18 protein-coding genes are annotated in these 17,537 nt (G+C 39.6%); 8 read left to right on the forward strand and 10 right to left on the reverse strand.

Annotated elements, in window-relative coordinates:
- The 3 genes from EHQ49_RS06670 to EHQ49_RS06680 are packed head-to-tail and all read right to left on the reverse strand — an operon-like array spanning position 1 to position 2,789.
- Positions 1–1,083, reverse strand: a complete 1,083-nt coding sequence (locus EHQ49_RS06670) for a hypothetical protein (protein WP_135577529.1) — start codon at positions 1,081–1,083, stop codon at positions 1–3.
- A 39-nt stretch (positions 1,084–1,122) separates the two neighbouring features.
- Positions 1,123–2,181 (reverse strand): glycosyltransferase family 9 protein, encoded by a 1,059-nt coding sequence (locus EHQ49_RS06675; protein ID WP_135577531.1) that lies wholly within the window; start codon positions 2,179–2,181, stop codon positions 1,123–1,125.
- Complete coding sequence (locus EHQ49_RS06680; RefSeq protein ID WP_135577533.1) at positions 2,178–2,789, reverse strand: DUF4254 domain-containing protein; 612 nt, start codon at positions 2,787–2,789, stop codon at positions 2,178–2,180. The genes EHQ49_RS06675 and EHQ49_RS06680 overlap by 4 nt, the downstream gene beginning before the upstream one ends.
- Before the next feature lie 103 nt (positions 2,790–2,892).
- On the opposite strand from EHQ49_RS06680, the gene EHQ49_RS06685 reads away from it, so the two are divergent.
- Entirely contained in the window at positions 2,893–3,696 is an 804-nt protein-coding gene (locus EHQ49_RS06685) for an NRDE family protein (RefSeq protein ID WP_135577535.1), read from the forward strand.
- Here EHQ49_RS06685 and glyA read toward each other — a convergent pair.
- Genes glyA through EHQ49_RS06700 form a run of 3 tightly spaced genes read right to left on the reverse strand, consistent with a single transcriptional unit; the run spans position 3,693 to position 6,639 of the window.
- Positions 3,693–4,943: a serine hydroxymethyltransferase gene (glyA, locus tag EHQ49_RS06690; protein WP_135577537.1), complete on the reverse strand. Its 1,251-nt coding sequence runs from the start codon at positions 4,941–4,943 to the stop codon at positions 3,693–3,695. The genes EHQ49_RS06685 and glyA overlap by 4 nt on opposite strands.
- Positions 4,940–5,818, reverse strand: a complete 879-nt coding sequence (locus tag EHQ49_RS06695; protein WP_135577539.1) for a lipoate--protein ligase family protein — start codon at positions 5,816–5,818, stop codon at positions 4,940–4,942. The genes glyA and EHQ49_RS06695 overlap by 4 nt, the downstream gene beginning before the upstream one ends.
- Positions 5,815–6,639, reverse strand: coding sequence for a rhomboid family intramembrane serine protease (locus EHQ49_RS06700; protein WP_135577788.1), 825 nt, complete (start codon positions 6,637–6,639; stop codon positions 5,815–5,817). Before EHQ49_RS06700 ends, EHQ49_RS06695 begins: the two co-directional genes overlap by 4 nt.
- A gap of 58 nt (positions 6,640–6,697) precedes the next feature.
- On the opposite strand from EHQ49_RS06700, the gene EHQ49_RS06705 reads away from it, so the two are divergent.
- From EHQ49_RS06705 to EHQ49_RS06715, 3 genes are all read left to right on the forward strand, one after another.
- Positions 6,698–7,651, forward strand: a complete 954-nt coding sequence (locus EHQ49_RS06705; protein ID WP_208732166.1) for an MBL fold metallo-hydrolase — start codon at positions 6,698–6,700, stop codon at positions 7,649–7,651.
- A gap of 4 nt (positions 7,652–7,655) precedes the next feature.
- Positions 7,656–10,073, forward strand: a complete 2,418-nt coding sequence (locus EHQ49_RS06710) for a penicillin-binding protein 1A (protein ID WP_135577543.1) — start codon at positions 7,656–7,658, stop codon at positions 10,071–10,073.
- 691 nt (positions 10,074–10,764) lie between these two features.
- On the forward strand, positions 10,765–11,205 hold the full coding sequence (locus EHQ49_RS06715) for a tetratricopeptide repeat protein (protein ID WP_135577545.1): 441 nt from the start codon (positions 10,765–10,767) through the stop codon (positions 11,203–11,205).
- A 54-nt stretch (positions 11,206–11,259) separates the two neighbouring features.
- Here EHQ49_RS06715 and EHQ49_RS06720 read toward each other — a convergent pair whose 3' ends face one another.
- From EHQ49_RS06720 to sppA, 3 genes are read right to left on the reverse strand one after another with little or no spacing between them, the layout of a single operon-like run.
- Positions 11,260–11,991, reverse strand: a complete 732-nt coding sequence (locus tag EHQ49_RS06720; RefSeq protein WP_208732167.1) for a hypothetical protein — start codon at positions 11,989–11,991, stop codon at positions 11,260–11,262.
- A complete protein-coding gene (locus tag EHQ49_RS06725; RefSeq protein WP_135577547.1) occupies positions 11,957–13,384 on the reverse strand; it encodes an MBOAT family O-acyltransferase in 1,428 nt (475 codons plus the stop codon). The genes EHQ49_RS06720 and EHQ49_RS06725 overlap by 35 nt, the downstream gene beginning before the upstream one ends.
- A 19-nt stretch (positions 13,385–13,403) precedes the next feature.
- Positions 13,404–14,402, reverse strand: a complete 999-nt coding sequence (gene sppA / locus EHQ49_RS06730) for a signal peptide peptidase SppA (RefSeq protein WP_167482987.1) — start codon at positions 14,400–14,402, stop codon at positions 13,404–13,406.
- 55 nt (positions 14,403–14,457) lie between these two features.
- On the opposite strand from sppA, the gene EHQ49_RS06735 reads away from it, so the two are divergent.
- Together EHQ49_RS06735 and EHQ49_RS06740 are read left to right on the forward strand one after the other, a co-directional pair.
- Positions 14,458–15,354 carry an aldose 1-epimerase gene (locus EHQ49_RS06735; RefSeq protein WP_135577549.1) on the forward strand — a complete coding sequence of 299 codons (897 nt, stop codon included), beginning with the start codon at positions 14,458–14,460 and terminating at the stop codon, positions 15,352–15,354.
- Positions 15,355–15,410: 56 nt separating this feature from the next.
- Positions 15,411–15,620, forward strand: a complete 210-nt coding sequence (locus EHQ49_RS06740) for a hypothetical protein (RefSeq protein WP_004787737.1) — start codon at positions 15,411–15,413, stop codon at positions 15,618–15,620.
- Here EHQ49_RS06740 and EHQ49_RS06745 read toward each other — a convergent pair.
- Positions 15,571–16,419, reverse strand: a complete 849-nt coding sequence (locus tag EHQ49_RS06745; protein ID WP_135577551.1) for a hypothetical protein — start codon at positions 16,417–16,419, stop codon at positions 15,571–15,573. The genes EHQ49_RS06740 and EHQ49_RS06745 overlap by 50 nt on opposite strands.
- A 34-nt stretch (positions 16,420–16,453) precedes the next feature.
- Between EHQ49_RS06745 and EHQ49_RS06750 the strand changes: the two genes are divergently transcribed.
- Positions 16,454–17,218 (forward strand): LOG family protein, encoded by a 765-nt coding sequence (locus tag EHQ49_RS06750; RefSeq protein ID WP_135577553.1) that lies wholly within the window; start codon positions 16,454–16,456, stop codon positions 17,216–17,218.
- Between the two features lie 18 nt (positions 17,219–17,236).
- A complete protein-coding gene (gene rpmB / locus EHQ49_RS06755) occupies positions 17,237–17,521 on the forward strand; it encodes a 50S ribosomal protein L28 (RefSeq protein ID WP_100742302.1) in 285 nt (94 codons plus the stop codon).
- Positions 17,522–17,537: the final 16 nt, after the last annotated feature.

Genomic DNA, 17,537 nt, shown 5'->3' on the forward strand with positions numbered 1-17,537 from the left:
TCATTCTTTGTCCTCCACTGGATAAAAAATAACAGACCTAAGCATTTTTCCTTCTTCTGTATCTTCATAAACTACTTCAGCTTGTTTTGCGCGAGCTGGCATATACAATTGAATCGTTTCGACAATTTCATAAGCACTCAGTGTATAATCCAGTGCTTTGATGGCCAGTTCTACACCAAGAAACCTTTCCCGAGTTACTGTTTTGGTATCTGTTTTTTTAGTAATGATCAACCACTTGTAGAGTCTTGCAGATCTGTTGGTGTCCAAAAGGTTTCCAATATCTAGTTTCATTTGGGGAAGGATGGCCGGTGTTTGGTTGAACCTAACTTCAATTCCTCGCAAATGTGGTTCACTAAGCCTTAGTGAAAGTTGTTTGTCAAAAAGTTCATCATCGATATACTCGATACGATCACAGGTTGAATACACTGTGTTACATAAACTTCCATAATTTTTATGAAAGAAAAAAATCTGTAATACCTTTCCTGTTGTAGGATGGTAAAGGACTTTGGCATTGTAATGGGCCATGCGACCAAATTTAATAGCAGAACGAATCCGTTTGTACAAATTATAACTGAGTCCAAAAAGATCCTTAACAATAGGGACATCGGTGAAGCCAATACCTCTTGTTGCGATATAAAAGGGTTCTAAACTAACATGACCGTCTCTTCTTGCAATTTCTCGTAAGTATTCTGTGACATCTTCCATTCGCGATTCGCTAAGGGAAAGAGGTGAATCTAAATAATCGATGACCACCTTTCCACCGTTTTTGCCTAACTCTGCCCAAACTTCTTCTAAGTAGTTTCCGTTTTCTGTATAGGATATCTTTTTGCAATACAGTTCTTGGCATTTGATTTGTTCTTCATAATCGGCTTTGTTAGGAGATGGAAGGTGGACGGGTTGAAATTCGGAGGAAAATTCCTCTGCGTTCGTTTGAGAAGTTATGGTTAAAAGAAAAAAAATAAGAGATAAGGAAAACTGAAAGGACCTTTTATTGATCAAGTAAATTCGGTTTAGATGAAGGAAGGTTCTTCCCTTTGATGGTGAAATTTTAGGAGAGCTAAAACTTTTGATCGGAAATAACATAGAAGTCTCCTAAACAACCTAGTAAAGGTTTGAGCTAAATCACCAAAGTGTATTTACATTTTGGATGAGTCTAATTCGTCTAACAACATCTAGTGGGTCAATGAGTTCCATACAAGCATGGTCACCGCGCCAACATTTTGTGTTTCCGTATATGGAACAAGGACGACAAGGTAGGTCGACTTGTAAAACTCCAGAATCTTCTTGGGCAAACGGACCAAATCCTGAAAGCGGATGTGTGGTTCCATAAATTCCGATCACTGGTTTTTTGAGAAGAGCAGCAATGTGGACGTTCGAACTATCCATTCCAATCATCACATCCAGTCTGTCCATAATTCCAAGTTCTCCGCGAATTCCTAAATTTCCACCTTGAACAATATGAGAACGGTTTTGGCCATTTCGGAGGATTTCTAACTCTTTGGCTTCGTCCTTTCCACCAAAAAGAAATACATTGCAGTCTGGAAACTCATCAAGTAATACTTCCACGAGGCGTTTGCATTTTTCAAAACTCCATTCCTTGAGTGCATGTCCTGCAAACGGTGCAAAACCAAACCATTGACCTTCTTTTTTATCAATACCAATGGATTTAAAAAAATCTCTTGCATATATTTTTGATTCTCCGTCCACATTGAGCCAAGGGCCTTTGCGAATGGGGGCATCAAAGCCGGCTTTGCGAAATACGTTTAAGTAACGTTCAACGGTGTGAGGGAGTTGGTTTAATTTTTTATTATAACGTCTTGTTTGTTTTAATTTTTCGCGACGGCCTTTGATGATTTTTGAATAAGGAATACCTTGGCTACGAAATAAAAAAGCAATGAACCTGGAACGAACAGAACCGTGAAGGTCGATCACATGGCCAAATGGTCCCAGTTTGGCGATGTCACGATACATCCTCCAAAGTCCTAAAATTCCTTTGTATTTTTTGAGATTGATCCCTAATACATTCAAATTGGGAATGTTGTAGAAAAATGGTGCGAAGTTTCCTCTTGTAACAACTGTCAGCTGAATATTCGAGTATTTAGCTGCAATGGCAATGAGAGCAGGTGTCATCAAAGCCACATCCCCCATTGCCGAAAATCTTAGTACTAAGAGGTTTGTCATTTTTGATTCTTATACAAAGACGGGTTTAGATTCTGGTCATTGTACATTTTCATCTGACGATAAACTTTGACTCGTTTCGTTCCTTCTGCATAGTCGAGAAAGAGTTCGTCCAAACATTTTTTCAAATCTTCTCTTTGGTCTAGGAGAATATCTAGTTTTGTTTGGCATTTTGCTATATGTTCTTTTGAGGCAGATGCATCTTTTCTCGAAACTTGTTCTTCCATATGATAGATTTTAAGTTCCAAGATACTCATACGATCCAGTAACCAAGCAGGAGATTCGGAATTCAGCCGGGCACCAGGTTTCGGTGTGACGGAGCGGAACATATCTATGGCAAAATCATCCAGTTTTTCTACCATATCCGTTCGGTCTTGGTTCAGTTTGTCGATCTTTCGTTTGAGTGCCACGACATCTTCTAAAGCAATGTCTGGTCTTCGGATTTCATCTTCAATATGCCATTGGATGGTATCGATGTGGTTTTTTTGGTAGAGGGTGGACTCTAAACTTCCTTCTGGATAAGGATTTGGGTGTGGGGCTTCGTTTTTATGCCAATCCAGAACGGATTCCTGGAAAATAGAGACGGCTTTTGTGGCTTCCAATGCTTTCATATCGTAATGCAATTCATGATTTAATATGGTTTTTGGCGTTCAATCCAAATATTTCTCAGGTTTTTCGCTTTCTTTTGCCATCTCTTTCAGGCATTTACTGGGTATGTGCCTGGTTGTTATCGCTTATAGGGTTCATCCCGAATTCCCACTTGTCATTGTCTCCAATCGAGATGAGTTTTTTGAAAGACCGACAGAGTCCCTTCATTTATGGGACACGAGTCCTAAAATCATTGCAGGAAAGGATTTGAAAGCAGGAGGGACTTGGCTTGGTGTGAATTCCTTGGGTAAGGTGTCTTTTCTTACCAATGTAAGAAATTTACGAAAACCTTCGCATCCCCATCCCATCTCACGAGGAAATTTGGTCTTAGACTTTTTAAAATCGGAGAGGAACGTTTCTTCAATGGATTATCGAGGAAAGGTTCAAAATCAAGCCAACGAGTATGAAGGATTTAATTTATTTGTATATGATGGCAAGGAAGCAAATTATGTGGGGGGAGATCCTGTGCAAGTTTTAACTTTAGAACCAGGATTTCATGCGGTGAGTAATGCGAGTTGGAATACTGTTTGGCCGAAAACTGCCAAATTAAAATCAAACGTAGAACAGGTGTTTAACTCCATGCCTATGAATGAGAATTGGCGTACCCTTGTTACTTCAGAATTCTTTCGGTTACTTGCTGATGTAGATTTAGTTAAAGACGATTCCCTGCTTCCTGACACTGGAATTGGGCTCGAAAAAGAAAGGTATTTATCATCTATACGAATCCGTGTTCCTGGATACGGAACGAGAGCATCTACAATTTTGTTTTATGGTAAGGACGGTGTGGAGATAGTGGAACGCACTTTCTCCGATCCGCTTTCAAATGAATTTACGGAACGGAGAGAGGTATTAGAGTTTAACGAGTTTTAATCTTCTAATCGGAAATGTTTCATTGGGAAAGCAGACGTGATTTCTTTCACCGCTGCTTTTACTTTTGTTTCCCAAGAAGAATCACCAAAATGATCTAAATAATCACAGATTAAATTTCCCACTGCTTCGATTTCTTTTTCTTTGAGTCCACGAGTTGTGAGAGCAGGAGTTCCCAATCGAATTCCCGAAGCCACTGCTGGTGGATTTTTATCAAATGGGATCGCGTTTTTGTTTACGGTCACTCCGATATGATCCAGTCCATTGGCAGCATCATTTCCTGTGAGTCCTTTTACAGAAACATCGAGAAGAACAATATGGTTGTCCGTTCCACCAGAAACCACTCGGAATCCACGTTTTTGGAAAACTTCCGCAAGAACTTTTGCATTCTTTACTACTTGTTGGATATAGGTTTTGAAATCTGGCTGAAGTGCTTCCCCGAATGCAACAGCTTTTGCAGCGATCACATGCATGAGTGGTCCACCTTGGATTCCAGGAAACACTCGTGAGTTTAAAATCTTTTCATGTTCGGTTGAGGAAAGGATGAGTCCTCCTCTTGGCCCGCGTAAAGTTTTATGAGTGGTTGTTGTGACAAAATCACAAACTCCGATAGGACTTGGGTGTTCACCAGCAATCACAAGACCCGAGATATGTGCAATATCGGCCATGATTTTAGCACCAATTCCGTTTGCGATTTCGCGGAACTTATTAAAATCAATGGTTCTTGGATAAGCAGAAGCACCCACAACAATTAGTTTTGGTTTGTGTTCTTTGGCAAGTTTTGCGACTTCATCGTAATTGATCGTTTCTGTTTTCTCATCCACACCATAAGGGATTGGTTTAAAATATTTTCCGCTGATGTTGACTGCACTACCATGCGTTAAGTGACCACCATGTGCCAAATTCATTCCGAGGAAACTATCTCCTGGTTCGAGTGTTGCAAGAAATACCGCCATATTCGCCTGTGCACCGCTATGTGGTTGTACGTTGGCGTATTCGGCCCCGAACATTTTTTTGGCTCGTTCGATGGCGATTTGTTCTATCTTGTCTGCATTTTCGCAACCGTTGTAGTAACGTTTTCCAGGATATCCTTCTGCATATTTGTTTGTGAGAGTGGAATGGTAAGCTTCCAAAACCGGACGTGAAACAAAGTTCTCACTAGCAATCATCTCTAGGGAATGTTCTTGGCGTTCGTCTTCTTTTTTTAATGCGGCGTAAACTTCTGGATCTTGTTTTTCTAAATAACTCATGTGGGAATTTCTCTATGAAGTGTATATTCTGGATTTTGGTATTTCTTCTTACGAATAGATTCAGATTCTTGGAGCACGTGTTTCCGAAAAGTAGAAAAGTCGGGGCCAAAGAAGGAAATTTTTGAAAAATCTTCCGGGCTGTCCGGCTCTGGTTCTCCTAAATAAGAAAAAACTTCTCGGACCAAATCTTTTGCCCAAATGGTTTCGGAAAAAAAATTGGGTAGGGAAGTTAAAAATTCTTTGTGACTTCTTTCTTTGCGGTAGTCGGGTTCTTCGGGAGGATGGTGGAGGACTTCGGCCACTCGATTGATAAGGTTTTCTTCCAAAATCAATGTCCCATGTTGGACAATGCAGTTACGTTTTCGAAACTGTGCATTACCAGAAATCTTTTTAAAGATTCCATTTTTTTCTAAAACTAAGTCGGATTTTCCCTTTGGAGAACAATGGATATTTTGTCTCTCCAAAGATTTGGCAACAATGTTGAGCAATATATCATAAGAATCTTTGACGGGAAAGAGTTCTTTCCTGTCGTCCAAATTGACATAGATAGAATAATTAATATTTCCTGATAAGGAATGAAAGACGGTTCCTCCACCAGAAGCACGTCTTGCGATATAACAAAAATTAGGTGTTGGTTTTTTCTTAAAACCAACAGTTCGGGCAACGGTTTCGTAATTGGTTACCAATTCTTCTTTGATGTTTCGAAATGGATTTTCCGAAAGACCTAAAATGATGGAATCTGGATTTTTCCAAAGTCTGACTCCAGCAGTAACTCCTTCGGAGACCATTTTTAAAGCGATAGCTTCTTCGATCGCCAAATTATAGTAAGGTGATCTTGCTGGAGTTTGTGGAAAATAAAATACTTTGGAATTCACTCGTTAAAGTATTTTTGTGAAGCTTCGTTTAAAAACTTTCGTTCGCTACGGGAAAGGGAATCCATTCCATTTTTAGAAATTTTTTCCAAAAGTTCATCTACTTTCGTTTTTGCATTTTCCCTTTTGGCCATTTCTTCTTGGTAACGCATAAACCTACGTTTTTGTAAATACCGAGAAAGAGACCAAGTGGGAAGGGAACCCACTTTCTTTTTCCAACCAGTATAAACTTTCATTAAGAAGAATCCGCCAATGGCTCCCCCTAAGTGAGCAAAATGGGCCACTCTTTCCCCTTGGGCAAAAAGCACCATAAGCATAACGATCATCACAAAGTATTTGGCTCGCATGGGGAAAATGAGGAATACAAGAAGTTCGCGGTTGGGCCAGGTCATCGCATAAGCCACAAGTAGGCCATAGATACTAGCACTAGCTCCCACGACTAGCCCTTGCGGAATGCCAAAAAAATGAGCAAGTACGGTGCCTATCCCTCCAAGGAATGCAGTGAATGTATAAAATTTTAAAAAAGCACGTTCTCCCCAAACTTCTGCGAGTTCTGAACCAAACATCCAAAGGCTCAGCATGTTAAAAAGAATATGAAGGAAACTTCCGTGGAGAAAGGCATAACTGAGTAGTTGCCAGACCCAACCATTGAAAACCAATTCTGGGGTGAGTCCGAAATACAGTTCCATAATGGGAGAATGGAAAGCCAGTTTCGTTGCCATCTGTAGGAGGAATAAAATTGCATTGATAATGATGAGAGTGCGTACAATGGGAACCATTGGAGGTCCAAATCGGAGTTCATATCCTGGGTAACGAGAGGCCATAAATTCAAGGTCGCAAATCTTGAGTGACAAGGAAAGTCGATTTCCTAGCATCGAGGAAGTGATTGTGCAACTCTACGGAGTCCGCGGCTCCATAGCGAGCCCCCTCCGAAACCAAGACTACCGCAAAAAAATTATCGATATTCTAGACCTCTACAGGCAATCGGGGGCTGGCATTTCGGCGGATGAGTTTTGGCAAGACCTTCCTTATCATCTCAAATTTGTCACAGGATCGGACACAACCTGTGTGTCTGTTACTGACGATGAAGGGGAAGTTTACATTTTGGACATGGGAACGGGCCTTCGGAATTTGGGGGATGAACTCATTTCAGAATACCTTTCCACAAAGTTAAAAAGGACAGTCTCTTTCTTTATCACCCATACTCATTGGGATCATATCCAAGGCCTCCCATTCTTTAAGCCAATTTATTTCCCTGACTTCCTCCTGAACTTTTATTCACCTTATTCCGATTTAGAGTCTCGTCTCCAAAAACAACAAGAACCAGAATATTTCCCTGTTCCTTTGGATGGGACAGGTTCGGCCAAAGACTTCAAACTTTTCTTTCCTGGGGATGTTTTGGAATTTGCTTCAGGAATGAAGGTAGAGTGTTATCCTTTGAAACACCCGGGTGGATCTTTTGCTTACAAGTTTACAAACAGGGCCGGTAAAGTTTTTATCTTTGCAACGGACGCAGAATTCACCGGTGCTGATATGGATTTAATCCATGAATGCCATCCATTTTTTGCTGATGCTGATTTACTAATTCTCGACACCCAATACACGTTAGACGAATCCTTTTCAAAATTTGATTGGGGTCACACTGCATATACAATGTCTGTGAACTGTGCTTCCTCATGGAGGGTCAAAAATTTGGTCCTCACTCATCATGAGCCAAGTTACTCTGATGAAAAAATTTACGAAATTTATAATGATGCTAAGCTCCACAAAGAACAGTTAGGCGAAAAAAAATTAAAAATTCATTTAGCAAGGGAAGGATTGCGATTCCACCTATAATATTATGAACAAAGAAAAAACACTTCGAATCACTATTACTACATTCTTTAGCATTGCCCTCCTAGGTGGTTTCTTTTTTGGATACATCCTTTCTGAGGTAAATAAAGGAAAAGAGTTACAAAAGTTGGCATCTTACCAACCCACAACTCCTACTAAACTTTATGACTCGAATGGGGTTTTGTTCGCAGAGCTCTACCGACACAAACAAGAATTATTAAAATACAGCGACATTCCTCCTCATGTTATTCATGCATTTCTTTCTGTTGAAGATGATAACTTTTTCAATCATTTCGGAATCGATTTTTTAGCCATCGTTCGTGCGGCTATTAAAAACGTATTTGCTGGACGTATTGTCCAAGGTGGATCCACTCTCACCCAACAGTTGGCAAAAACCATCTTACAACAAAGGAAAAAAACATTTGGTCGTAAGTTTTTGGAAGCGCTTCTCACATTACAAATTGAACAAGAGTATACTAAGGAAGAAATTTTAGAAATTTATTTTAACTTAATTTATTTAGGTCATGGAACAACAGGCCTTTCTTCTGCTGCTAATGTTTATTTTCAAAAAGATGTGAGGGACTTAAGTATTGCAGAAGCAGCAATGCTTGCAAGGCTTCCCAAAGCTCCTGTAACCTATTCTCCATTTAAAAATCCTAAAGAAGCGAAACAGGCCCATATGGTGGTTTTGAGTCTTATGGCGAAAAATGGGTTTATTCCTAAAGACCAAGTTCAAAAAATCCACGATGATTTTTGGGAGCGTTATTGGCCAGTTGTGATCACACAATCTCCTTCCCGTTCTACTTGGGGGGCAAAACTAAACAGAGCTCCTTATTTCACTGAATGGGTGCGTCAAATTTTAGAGAAGGAACTTGGAGAAGAGGCTTTATATACTGGCGGTTTGCGTGTTTATACAACGATAGATGTTCGAAAACAAGAGATCGCAGAAGAAGAACTTAGAAAAGGTCTAATAGAGCAAGATAAATATGCTTTCGGGGCAAACTTTCGTTATGTGGGACGTGCAGACCGAGGTCTAGTTTCATTATACAATTTATTTGGATCATTATTTCCAGTGGGTGTTCCTTATGTAACGAGTTTGGATGATAGACAAGTATTTCGCCTCCATTTGGAAAAAGAAATGGCTCCGGCTTTGGAGCTTCTAACGGACTTTGTTCCTTCAGAAAACGAAAGTTCAGCTGTGAAAGAATTCCAAAGATCATCACTTGTATTTTCTTCCAACTTACACGTAGAAGGTGCTATTGTTACCATTGATCATCAAACAGGATACATTCAAACAATGGTGGGTGGTTCTAGGTTCTCTCCTAAAAACCAATTTAATCGAGCTATGCAAGCAAGGCGACAAACTGGATCTGCCTTCAAACCATTTGTTTATGCGGCAGCCATCCAAAACAGAGCCGTTGGTTCCGGAACCGGAATTATGGACGCACCTCTTACAACGATTACAGAAGAGGGGGAAGGGTATTCTCCGCAAGATATTTCTGGTGATTTTAGAGGAATGGTTCCTCTTTCGAGAGCATTATCGTTATCTTTAAATATTGTTTCCGTGCAAGTGCTTATGAGAACAGGAACTGATGCAGTCATTGACTTTGCATCTAAAGTAACAAAGGCAAATAAAGCTCGGTTTCCTACCGGTCCGGCTTTGGCCCTGGGTGTTGCAGAATTGACTCCTTATGAAATGGCACTTGGTTATTCTATTCTTGCTAACAAAGGTAAAGATGTAATCCCTTTTAGTGTTCGTTATGTTTTGAATCAAAGTGGAACCGTGGTTTATAACAAAGAAAAAGAAGTTCAAGAAACACTTGCCGAAGAAGCAAAAACTGGAGCTATTCAAATCATTCCTGAGGCTACTGCATACATCATTAAACAAATGTTAATTGGTGTGGCTATGGGAGGAACTCCTACACAAGCCCTCCGCGCAGCCGACAAAGGAAACTATAAAGGAGAGTCCGGCGGAAAAACAGGATCAACTTCTTCTTATACTAATGTTTGGTACGCAGGTTTCGATCCTAAATATACCTCAGTTGTTTGGATGGGTTTTGATAAATCTTCTCTCTCTCTTGGAAAAGGAGTCACGGCAGCTGGAGTCGCTGCACCGATTTGGGGGAAGATTTACTCGCGTTGGTATAACGAAGGCCCATACCCACTTTTTTATCCCAATGGACGAGCCGAAGAAATTCCGGCCGATGTGGTTAAAGGGGCAACTTGTGCTTTCAATGGTCTTTCTCCTGGACCAAACTGTCCTTTGACTGGGAATTTATTTTTAAAGCCGATTACCATTGCTGGCCGAACTCTCTCCGTTCCCGGTGGTAGGCAGTGTGATGGAGATCGTGACCACTACCGCTCCATGGATCTAACTGATTTCCTCCAAAGAGAACTTGAAATTTCTGACGACGAATTGAAGTAATCCACTTACCAAAGAAAGTCCCACACGAAAGTGAGTGGCTTTCCTTTTCCACAAGATTGCTTCAGTAATCCACTTACCAAAGAAAGTCCCACACGAAAGTGAGTGGCTTTCCTTTTCCACAAGATTGCTTCAGTAATCCACTTACCAAAGAAAGTCCCACACGAAAGTGAGTGGCTTTCCTTTTCCACAAGATTGCTTCAGTAATCCACTCACCAAAGAAAGTTCCACGTGAAAGTGAGTGGCTTTCCTTTTCCACAAGATTGCTTCAGTAATCCACTCACCAAAGAAAGTTCCAGGCGAAAGTGAGTGGCTTTCCTTTTCCACAAGATCACTTTAGTAATCCACTTACCAAAGAAAGTCCCACGTGAAAGTGAGTGGCTTTCCTTTTCCACGAGATCGCTTTAGTAATCCACTGACCAAAGAAATTCCCAGGCGAAAGTGAGTGGCTTTCCTTTTCCACGAGATCGCTTTAGTAATCCACTGACCAAAGAAATTCCCATGCTATCTCCCTATAAGTTCACCTATTTAGGAAATTTATTTCTAATTCATCATTTTGCGTACGTTTTGAGCAATTTGGCCTGGTTTTGCTTATCTTCGGACCCTTGGAATGATCCATTCCAGCCTTTGAGGCCTGTTTTACTTTGGCACGATAGTTGCATTAAAGTAAGGGAACCACTGGTTCGGAGGGAATATGAAAAAGGCAGTTTTAACCATTCTAGTTTTGACACTTACCGCTTCCATTTCTGCTGGAGAGTCTTCTTTTATGAATGAAGACCTTGATTCCCTCGTCAGCCAATATGACAAAGAAACCCTCACTGTTATTTCCAACGAACTTGTAAAATTAGCAAGCGAAGAAGAGGGGATGGGTGAATTCGATTTAGCTTCCGGACATTATTCTCGTGCGATTAAAATTAGAGAAGCAATTGGGATGAGTGAACATAAAAGTTTCCCGTCAATCCAATACCTTGCAAGTCTTGCACATTCTAAAGCAGGTAACTTTTGTGAGGCATCTACACATGCTAAAAAAGCAAGTGAAGGTTTTCGCCAACATGGAATTACCAAATTTGAACAAAAAGCAAACATAGAACACAAAGAATACGCACGGGCTTGTGCGGTGGTTGCTTTTAGATAAAACGATGTAATGATTCTTTCTAGAGATGGTTACCCTTTTTGATTCTTCTTCGAATCAATCCAACTTCACGTGGTTGTACACGTGGGGTTGGAATTCTTTTTTCCCATATTTAAGTTTTGCTTTTTCAAACAAACTTGACTTCGTGTAAGGAAGGTCTGATTCCCAGGCAATTCCAAAGTTTGCTTCATTGTATCCAGATTCATACTGCAAAGGATATATAGATTTCCCATCATAATAATACAACAATCGATGTTTCATTGAACTTTCATTCTGCGACAGAATAGAGGAACAAGGAAAGAGTTTCGACCAATCTTTACCATGTGGGTTTGGGGTTGTTTTTGTTTTTTGATCCGACTTACATTCTAATATAACGATGGTATTTGTTTGGAACAAAACCCAGTCTCCGGATTTTTCATAAGTTCCCACTCCTTCTTTTTGTTGGAACTCAGAATGATCTTCATATACCTTCCATTCACTCCAGGTTTTTTTGAACTTAGAGTTTGTTTGTAAGTGTATTTCTTCTTTCCAATACAAATGAAAGGTTTTGGATCCAAACGCAGATTTTTTTTCTGCCGGTCTTGAATAGAATCCAAGTGTTATGTTTTGATCTCTTGGGTAATCGGAAGGAAGGGAACGAATCCAATCCAGTTTGGGAGCACATTGTAAATTACAGAACAAAATACAAATAAGAAGAATGAAATCTATTCTTCTTATTTGTATGTAATCAACTCCACCGGGGTGAAGTTGAGGTTTAGAATTGGAAGTAAATAAAATCTTGTCCACCATCTCCAAAAATTCCGAGTAATAATAAAATCACTACTGACAGAATAGGAAGGAGGATATTTTGGTATGGTTTTAATTTTTCATAAACAAAGTTCGAATACTGGAACCAGTTGAACATCAAACCGAGAGCAATGAAGGTGGGAAGTTCATCCACACGACTCAATGTTTCTCCGGTATTACGGAAGGTCAAAACACCTTTAAAAATTTCATAAGCCACATTCATTGATTCCTCACCCCTTGCGGCAGATCGGAAAAATACACCTGAAAAGGTAAATATGATAAATACAACGATGGTACGGATGATACCCACAAAAGGGAGTGTATCAGGAAGAAACTTCTTTTTCCCTCGATGTAAATACAATGATCTTTCAATCCATATGAGCGCACCTAAATAGGCACCCCAAAACACAAAGGCCCAATTGGCACCATGCCATAACCCACCAAGGCACATTGTGATAAACGAGTTTACATTGGAACGAAAGATAGATCCTTTACTGCCACCGAGTGGGATATAGATATAATCCCTGAGCCAAGAAGAAAGAGTGATATGCCATCGCGACCAAAGTTCCCTAAAGGATTGAGACAGAAAAGGACCTTGGAAGTTTTCTGGAATTTCATACCCAAGTAAATTTGCAGAACCGCGTGCCATATCAGTATAACCAGAAAAGTCGCAATACACTTGCGTACCAAAAGCAATCACACTGAAAAATATGGAAAAACTATCGAATTTTGCAGGATCCATAAAAATCGGTGAGATGATCGGTGCAATGTTTTCTGCAATGATGACTTTCTTAAAAAGACCACCAATAATTAAAAACAGACCTTTTTTCATTCGGTCGGCATCAATGGTTGGGTTGTCTAGTTGTGGAAGGAAATCTTGGGAGCGCATAATGGGCCCCGCAATTAATTGTGGGAAGAAAAGGATGAATAAAAAATAATCCACAGCGGACATTCTTTTTTCAATGATCCCTCTATGGATGTCCACTTGCACTGCAATGATTTGGAAGGTATAAAAACTAATTGCTAGTGGTAAAAATATACTCCAAACTCCGGATATTTCTTTAAAAGCAGGATAACCAGTTAATGAAAATAATGAACCTGTTATGAAATAGAAGTATTTGAAAAAACCTAAATTGATTAAGTTTAATGCCACAATCGCAAACAGTATATGGTTGTAAGGTTGTTCTTTTTCTTTTTTTCGGAAGATCCACTCACTAAATCCGTAGTTGACGAGGATTACTGTTAGGAAGTGAAACAAAAAAGGAAAACTGAAGTAGGCGTAGAAAATTAGGGAAGAAAAAACAAGTAATGGTTTTCTTCCTTTTTGTGGAATGTTCCAGTAAATTAAATACGTAAAAGCAAATAGAAGTAAATAAGGAATAGAATTAAATAACATTGATTAGTTTGCCTTAAAATTATAGATCCCAAAGATAAAGAAATTTAGCATTGGTGCCTGTTCCTAAGATTTTGTCAGCGATTCCTAAAGAAAGAGGATTTTTGTTGGCATCCGTTGCTTGGTAGATATTTTCTACCCGACCTTTGCCTCTTTGGTAAGTGATGACACGAGGATTCCCACTACGATTTCCTTGGAACTTTGGATGTTGCATTATTTGGTAAACAAAGTCATCGAAGTATCCAATGAAATCAATCATACCTTCTTTTTTAGCTTGTTCTGCAGTAAAGATCCTTCCGTCACAAATTTCTTTGAGGCGAGTCTCTGCTACATTCGGTCTTCCTTTTTTTACAATTTCGAAAAAACGACCGTACAAACTATCAATGATGGATTGAAGGATTTTTCTTTGTTCTGCTGTCATCTCTGTAGTTGGTGAACCAAGAGCTTTGTTCGGGCCGGAGGTAAAGGATTGGTCCTTCACTCCAATTTTATCCAAACCTTCTTTTACATTGATCCCGGACATGATGACACCAACTGATCCTGTAACAGTCGTTGGGTGGGCTCCAATGGCGTCTGTTGCCATCGCAATGTAGTAGGCACCACTTGCTGCAGTATCCATAAAACCTGCGAACACTGGAATGGATCTTCTGTTCTTAAATTTCAAAATTTCTTGGTAAATGATGTCACTGGCAGTAACCGTTCCGCCAGGAGAGTTTATTTTTAAAATCACACCCTTTACATCTGGGTCTCGTTCTGCATATTTAAGAGATTCTTTGATCCGAGCGACCATTGATTCCGTGGAAGTACCAAAAAAAGATTCTTTGGATTCATCAGAAATCATTCCTTCGATGGAGATGATAACGATTTTTTCTTGATCCCTTCCGGCGATGAGTTTCTCTTCGAAATCAGCCTTGCCACTTTGCGGTAACAAGTTCAGACTGTTCCCAATGACACAAGATTCGGTAAAAAGAACCGAAAGAAGAACGATACAAACGAAAAGAAAAGGCTTTCTTGAAGGCATACAAACCTTTCTAAGATGGCAAACTATGACTTCAATCATTTTTGGGAGATAAATTTTGTACCAACTGAAAACAAAACAGTCTAGTTTTGAGACCCACCCGACCGGTGGCGGCCAATGGCTCGGTTTGCATCTCCTTTCTTCGGTGGATGGGAAGTCTGTCTCCGTCGTTTCTGGCCATAAACCTCCGGATCCTTTTTTTGCATCTGGATCTTTTTTGATGTTTCCTTGGGTGAATCGTTTGGAACCCAATCCTTGGGCCAGAGAGCCATTTTATCCCAGCACACATTGGCTTACTGATGGAAATGGAATCCCTTTACATGGCCTTTATCACAATCTTCCCAGGCATTTGGTAAAGGAAGAATTGAGTGATCATGAATCATACGCGGAATTCGAAATGGAAATTCCTTCTGTTTGGAAAGGCACATTCCTTTCTAAAATTCATGTAAAAGAATGTTACCAACTTTTCCCATCGGAGTTAAAGATTATTTACCGATTGGTCAACGATTCGGATACAGAATTTCCTTTTGCACTAGGAATTCATCCATACTTTCGATGGAATGAAGATGAATCTATTGATGACTTATTTTTGTTTGGTTCTGGATTTCATAAAGTAAAGTTGGGTGATTATTTATTACCAGAAAGAATTCAGAAAGAAGATCTAGTGCTCAATTCAGAAGAATCTCTTGTTGGGAAAAATTTAGATGATCTTTATGCAGCTGCTGATGGACAAAATTCTTACATCGGACTTTTCTCTATGAATAAAAAAGAAAAACTCATCATCAGAGGTGGCGAATTTTACCAAGTATATACTCCACAAGATCGAAGATCTATAGCGATTGAACCTATGACAGGTACGGGAAATTTTTTACATTTCCCTGGTGGTAATCCTAAAACCATAACACCAAAGACAGAAAAACGCATAGAATTTTCCATTCGACTGGATCATTTTTAAAAATTTGCAACTCTTTATCGAACAATCTGTCTAATGTAAGAGAGGTTAGTCCAACAATGTCAGATGCACTAGTGAATACATGCAAACAAATCAGTAAAAATCTATTGGAGATCAAGTATTTCGCTGAAAAGAAAAACACTAGCCGAACCTCTGTTTACCGAGCACTACAAGATAAAAAAATCAATGAAGTTGTCATTGGTAAAAATTCTCGTTTTATCATTTTAGATGATTCTGCGAAGAAGTGGAAACCTGGTAGACAGTCCTAAATTCTAATTCATTTGCTAAAAGATTTGGTTCTATCCATTTTGTTTTGATTGTGGGGCTGTTTAGGTTCCATATTTGTTCTGGAATTTGGTTTCGCACTTTATCTGTTAAAATGGATTCAAATCCAAAATAACGTAACAGGTATTCGTCGCTCTTAGTTTCTAATAAATATCCAAGAAAACGGTGATATACCTTCCCTAAACTTTTGTCGTTATGTTTATCTCGTGTTTTGATATACATTTCTGCAAACTTAGGATAAGGGGCTTTGAATTCTTTTTTTGTCCACCGGTAGTGAATGGTTTTTAGATATCCTCGGCGTAGATAGATTTTTTTCTCACCGTCATAACTGAGGGGAAGGGCTGTCGGAAATTCCTCCGATTCTAAATTTAGATCCATTCGCACCTTGATGAATTCCAAATCCAACCAAACAAGTGAAATGGGTTTTTTCCAAAAATGATTCCAAATTTCTAATAGAAGATTTTGTTTTCTTTTTTTGTTTTTAGAATCAATCTGATTTCGTAAAACATCGGTTAGTTTTTCTTTTTCTTTTTGAAAATACCAATTGGGTAGGACAAAGGCCATAAATCCTTGCCAATACCTGAGTGTTAACTTCAAATTTAACCCCAATTTGGATTTACCTAAGGGTAAAGGTTCTGCTTTCCATTCCATGACAACGGCTGGTCGGAAAAATGAAAACCCAACATCCTCCCAATCCAAACAAATTTGTTTCAAACTTGTCTCAGAAATAGGGAGATGTTCTAATGAAATAGAGACAAAAAGTGTTTTTGGGAATTTCCGCATTTTTTATTCCAATCGGTCGATCTAAGATAACAAGATGACTGATTTAGCGTTTGAGAACCAAAATTTTTTATGGGGAAATGAAGCCGGCCCCATCCGTATCCTTTCGGAATACCTCCATCCTAAAACGGAATTCCAATCGCAAGGAATCACTGATACAATCGTTGTCTTTGGATCCGCAAGGATTCCAGCGCCAGAAGAACTGAAATCAAATCCGCCCACAGCTCTTGAGAATCTAAGCAATTATTATGCAGAAGCTACTGCCTTTGCGAAATTAATTTCCGAATGGGCAGAAACTTTAAAATCAGAAAGACCGGGGCGCAATCTGAATATTTGTACAGGCGGTGGTCCGGGGATAATGGAAGCAGGGAACCGAGGAGCAAAAGAAGCGGGTGCCAAGTCAGTTGCCCTCAACATTGTCCTCCCGCACGAACAACATGTGAATCCCTATGTGGATCCGGAGCTAACCTTCGAGTTTCATTATTTTTTTATGAGAAAACTTTGGTTTATGAAGGCTTGTCGAGGGATGGTTGCCTTTCCCGGTGGGTTCGGAACTTTTGATGAATTATTTGAAACCCTGACTCTTGTCCAAACGGGAAAAAAATCTAAGATTCCTATCCTTCTTTATGGAAAGGAATTTTGGACCCAAGTGATCAATTTTAAAAAACTCGCAGAGATGCGGTTGATCTCGGAAGAAGATCTGGATTTATTTGGGTTTGCAGACAGTCCAGAAGAGGCCCTCCGATTCTTTCAGGAAAAGATTCGTTTCGAATTGACCCATTCTACGGGTACAAAAACATAGCGAAACAAGGTAATAATTATGGCTAGAACATGTGTAGTAACCGGAAAAGGAACGACGGCAGGGAACAACGTATCCCATTCTCATAAAAAGAACCGCCGTATCTGGAAGGTGAATGTGATCACAAAGAAAATCTTTTTAGAAGACGAGAACCGTTGGGTTCGCGTTAAGATTTCTACACGTGCTTTGCGAACTCTTCGTAAAAAAGGTTTGAAAGTGGCAATCAAAGACCACGGCGGCGATATCACTGCGATCACTCCTAAAAAATACGTAGGGATCACTCCAAAAGCACAACCAGCAGCTTAAGTTTTTTAAGCATTTT

The sequence above is a fragment of the Leptospira perdikensis genome (genome assembly GCF_004769575.1).
GTDB lineage: Bacteria > Spirochaetota > Leptospiria > Leptospirales > Leptospiraceae > Leptospira_A > Leptospira_A perdikensis.

Coding starts and splice junctions, on each gene's coding strand:
- glyA (WP_135577537.1), bottom strand. CDS start 4,943: ATGAGTTATTTAGAAAAACAAGATCCAGAAGTTTACGCCGCATTAAAA.
- EHQ49_RS06685 (WP_135577535.1), top strand. CDS start 2,893: ATGTGCCTGGTTGTTATCGCTTATAGGGTTCATCCCGAATTCCCACTT.
- EHQ49_RS06675 (WP_135577531.1), bottom strand. CDS start 2,181: ATGACAAACCTCTTAGTACTAAGATTTTCGGCAATGGGGGATGTGGCT.
- sppA (WP_167482987.1), bottom strand. CDS start 14,402: ATGCCTTCAAGAAAGCCTTTTCTTTTCGTTTGTATCGTTCTTCTTTCG.
- EHQ49_RS06710 (WP_135577543.1), top strand. CDS start 7,656: ATGAACAAAGAAAAAACACTTCGAATCACTATTACTACATTCTTTAGC.
- EHQ49_RS06670 (WP_135577529.1), bottom strand. CDS start 1,083: ATGTTATTTCCGATCAAAAGTTTTAGCTCTCCTAAAATTTCACCATCA.
- EHQ49_RS06740 (WP_004787737.1), top strand. CDS start 15,411: ATGTCAGATGCACTAGTGAATACATGCAAACAAATCAGTAAAAATCTA.
- rpmB (WP_100742302.1), top strand. CDS start 17,237: ATGGCTAGAACATGTGTAGTAACCGGAAAAGGAACGACGGCAGGGAAC.
- EHQ49_RS06700 (WP_135577788.1), bottom strand. CDS start 6,639: ATGGCCTCTCGTTACCCAGGATATGAACTCCGATTTGGACCTCCAATG.
- EHQ49_RS06680 (WP_135577533.1), bottom strand. CDS start 2,789: ATGAAAGCATTGGAAGCCACAAAAGCCGTCTCTATTTTCCAGGAATCC.
- EHQ49_RS06720 (WP_208732167.1), bottom strand. CDS start 11,991: ATGGTGGACAAGATTTTATTTACTTCCAATTCTAAACCTCAACTTCAC.
- EHQ49_RS06745 (WP_135577551.1), bottom strand. CDS start 16,419: ATGCGGAAATTCCCAAAAACACTTTTTGTCTCTATTTCATTAGAACAT.
- EHQ49_RS06715 (WP_135577545.1), top strand. CDS start 10,765: ATGAAAAAGGCAGTTTTAACCATTCTAGTTTTGACACTTACCGCTTCC.
- EHQ49_RS06725 (WP_135577547.1), bottom strand. CDS start 13,384: ATGTTATTTAATTCTATTCCTTATTTACTTCTATTTGCTTTTACGTAT.
- EHQ49_RS06750 (WP_135577553.1), top strand. CDS start 16,454: ATGACTGATTTAGCGTTTGAGAACCAAAATTTTTTATGGGGAAATGAA.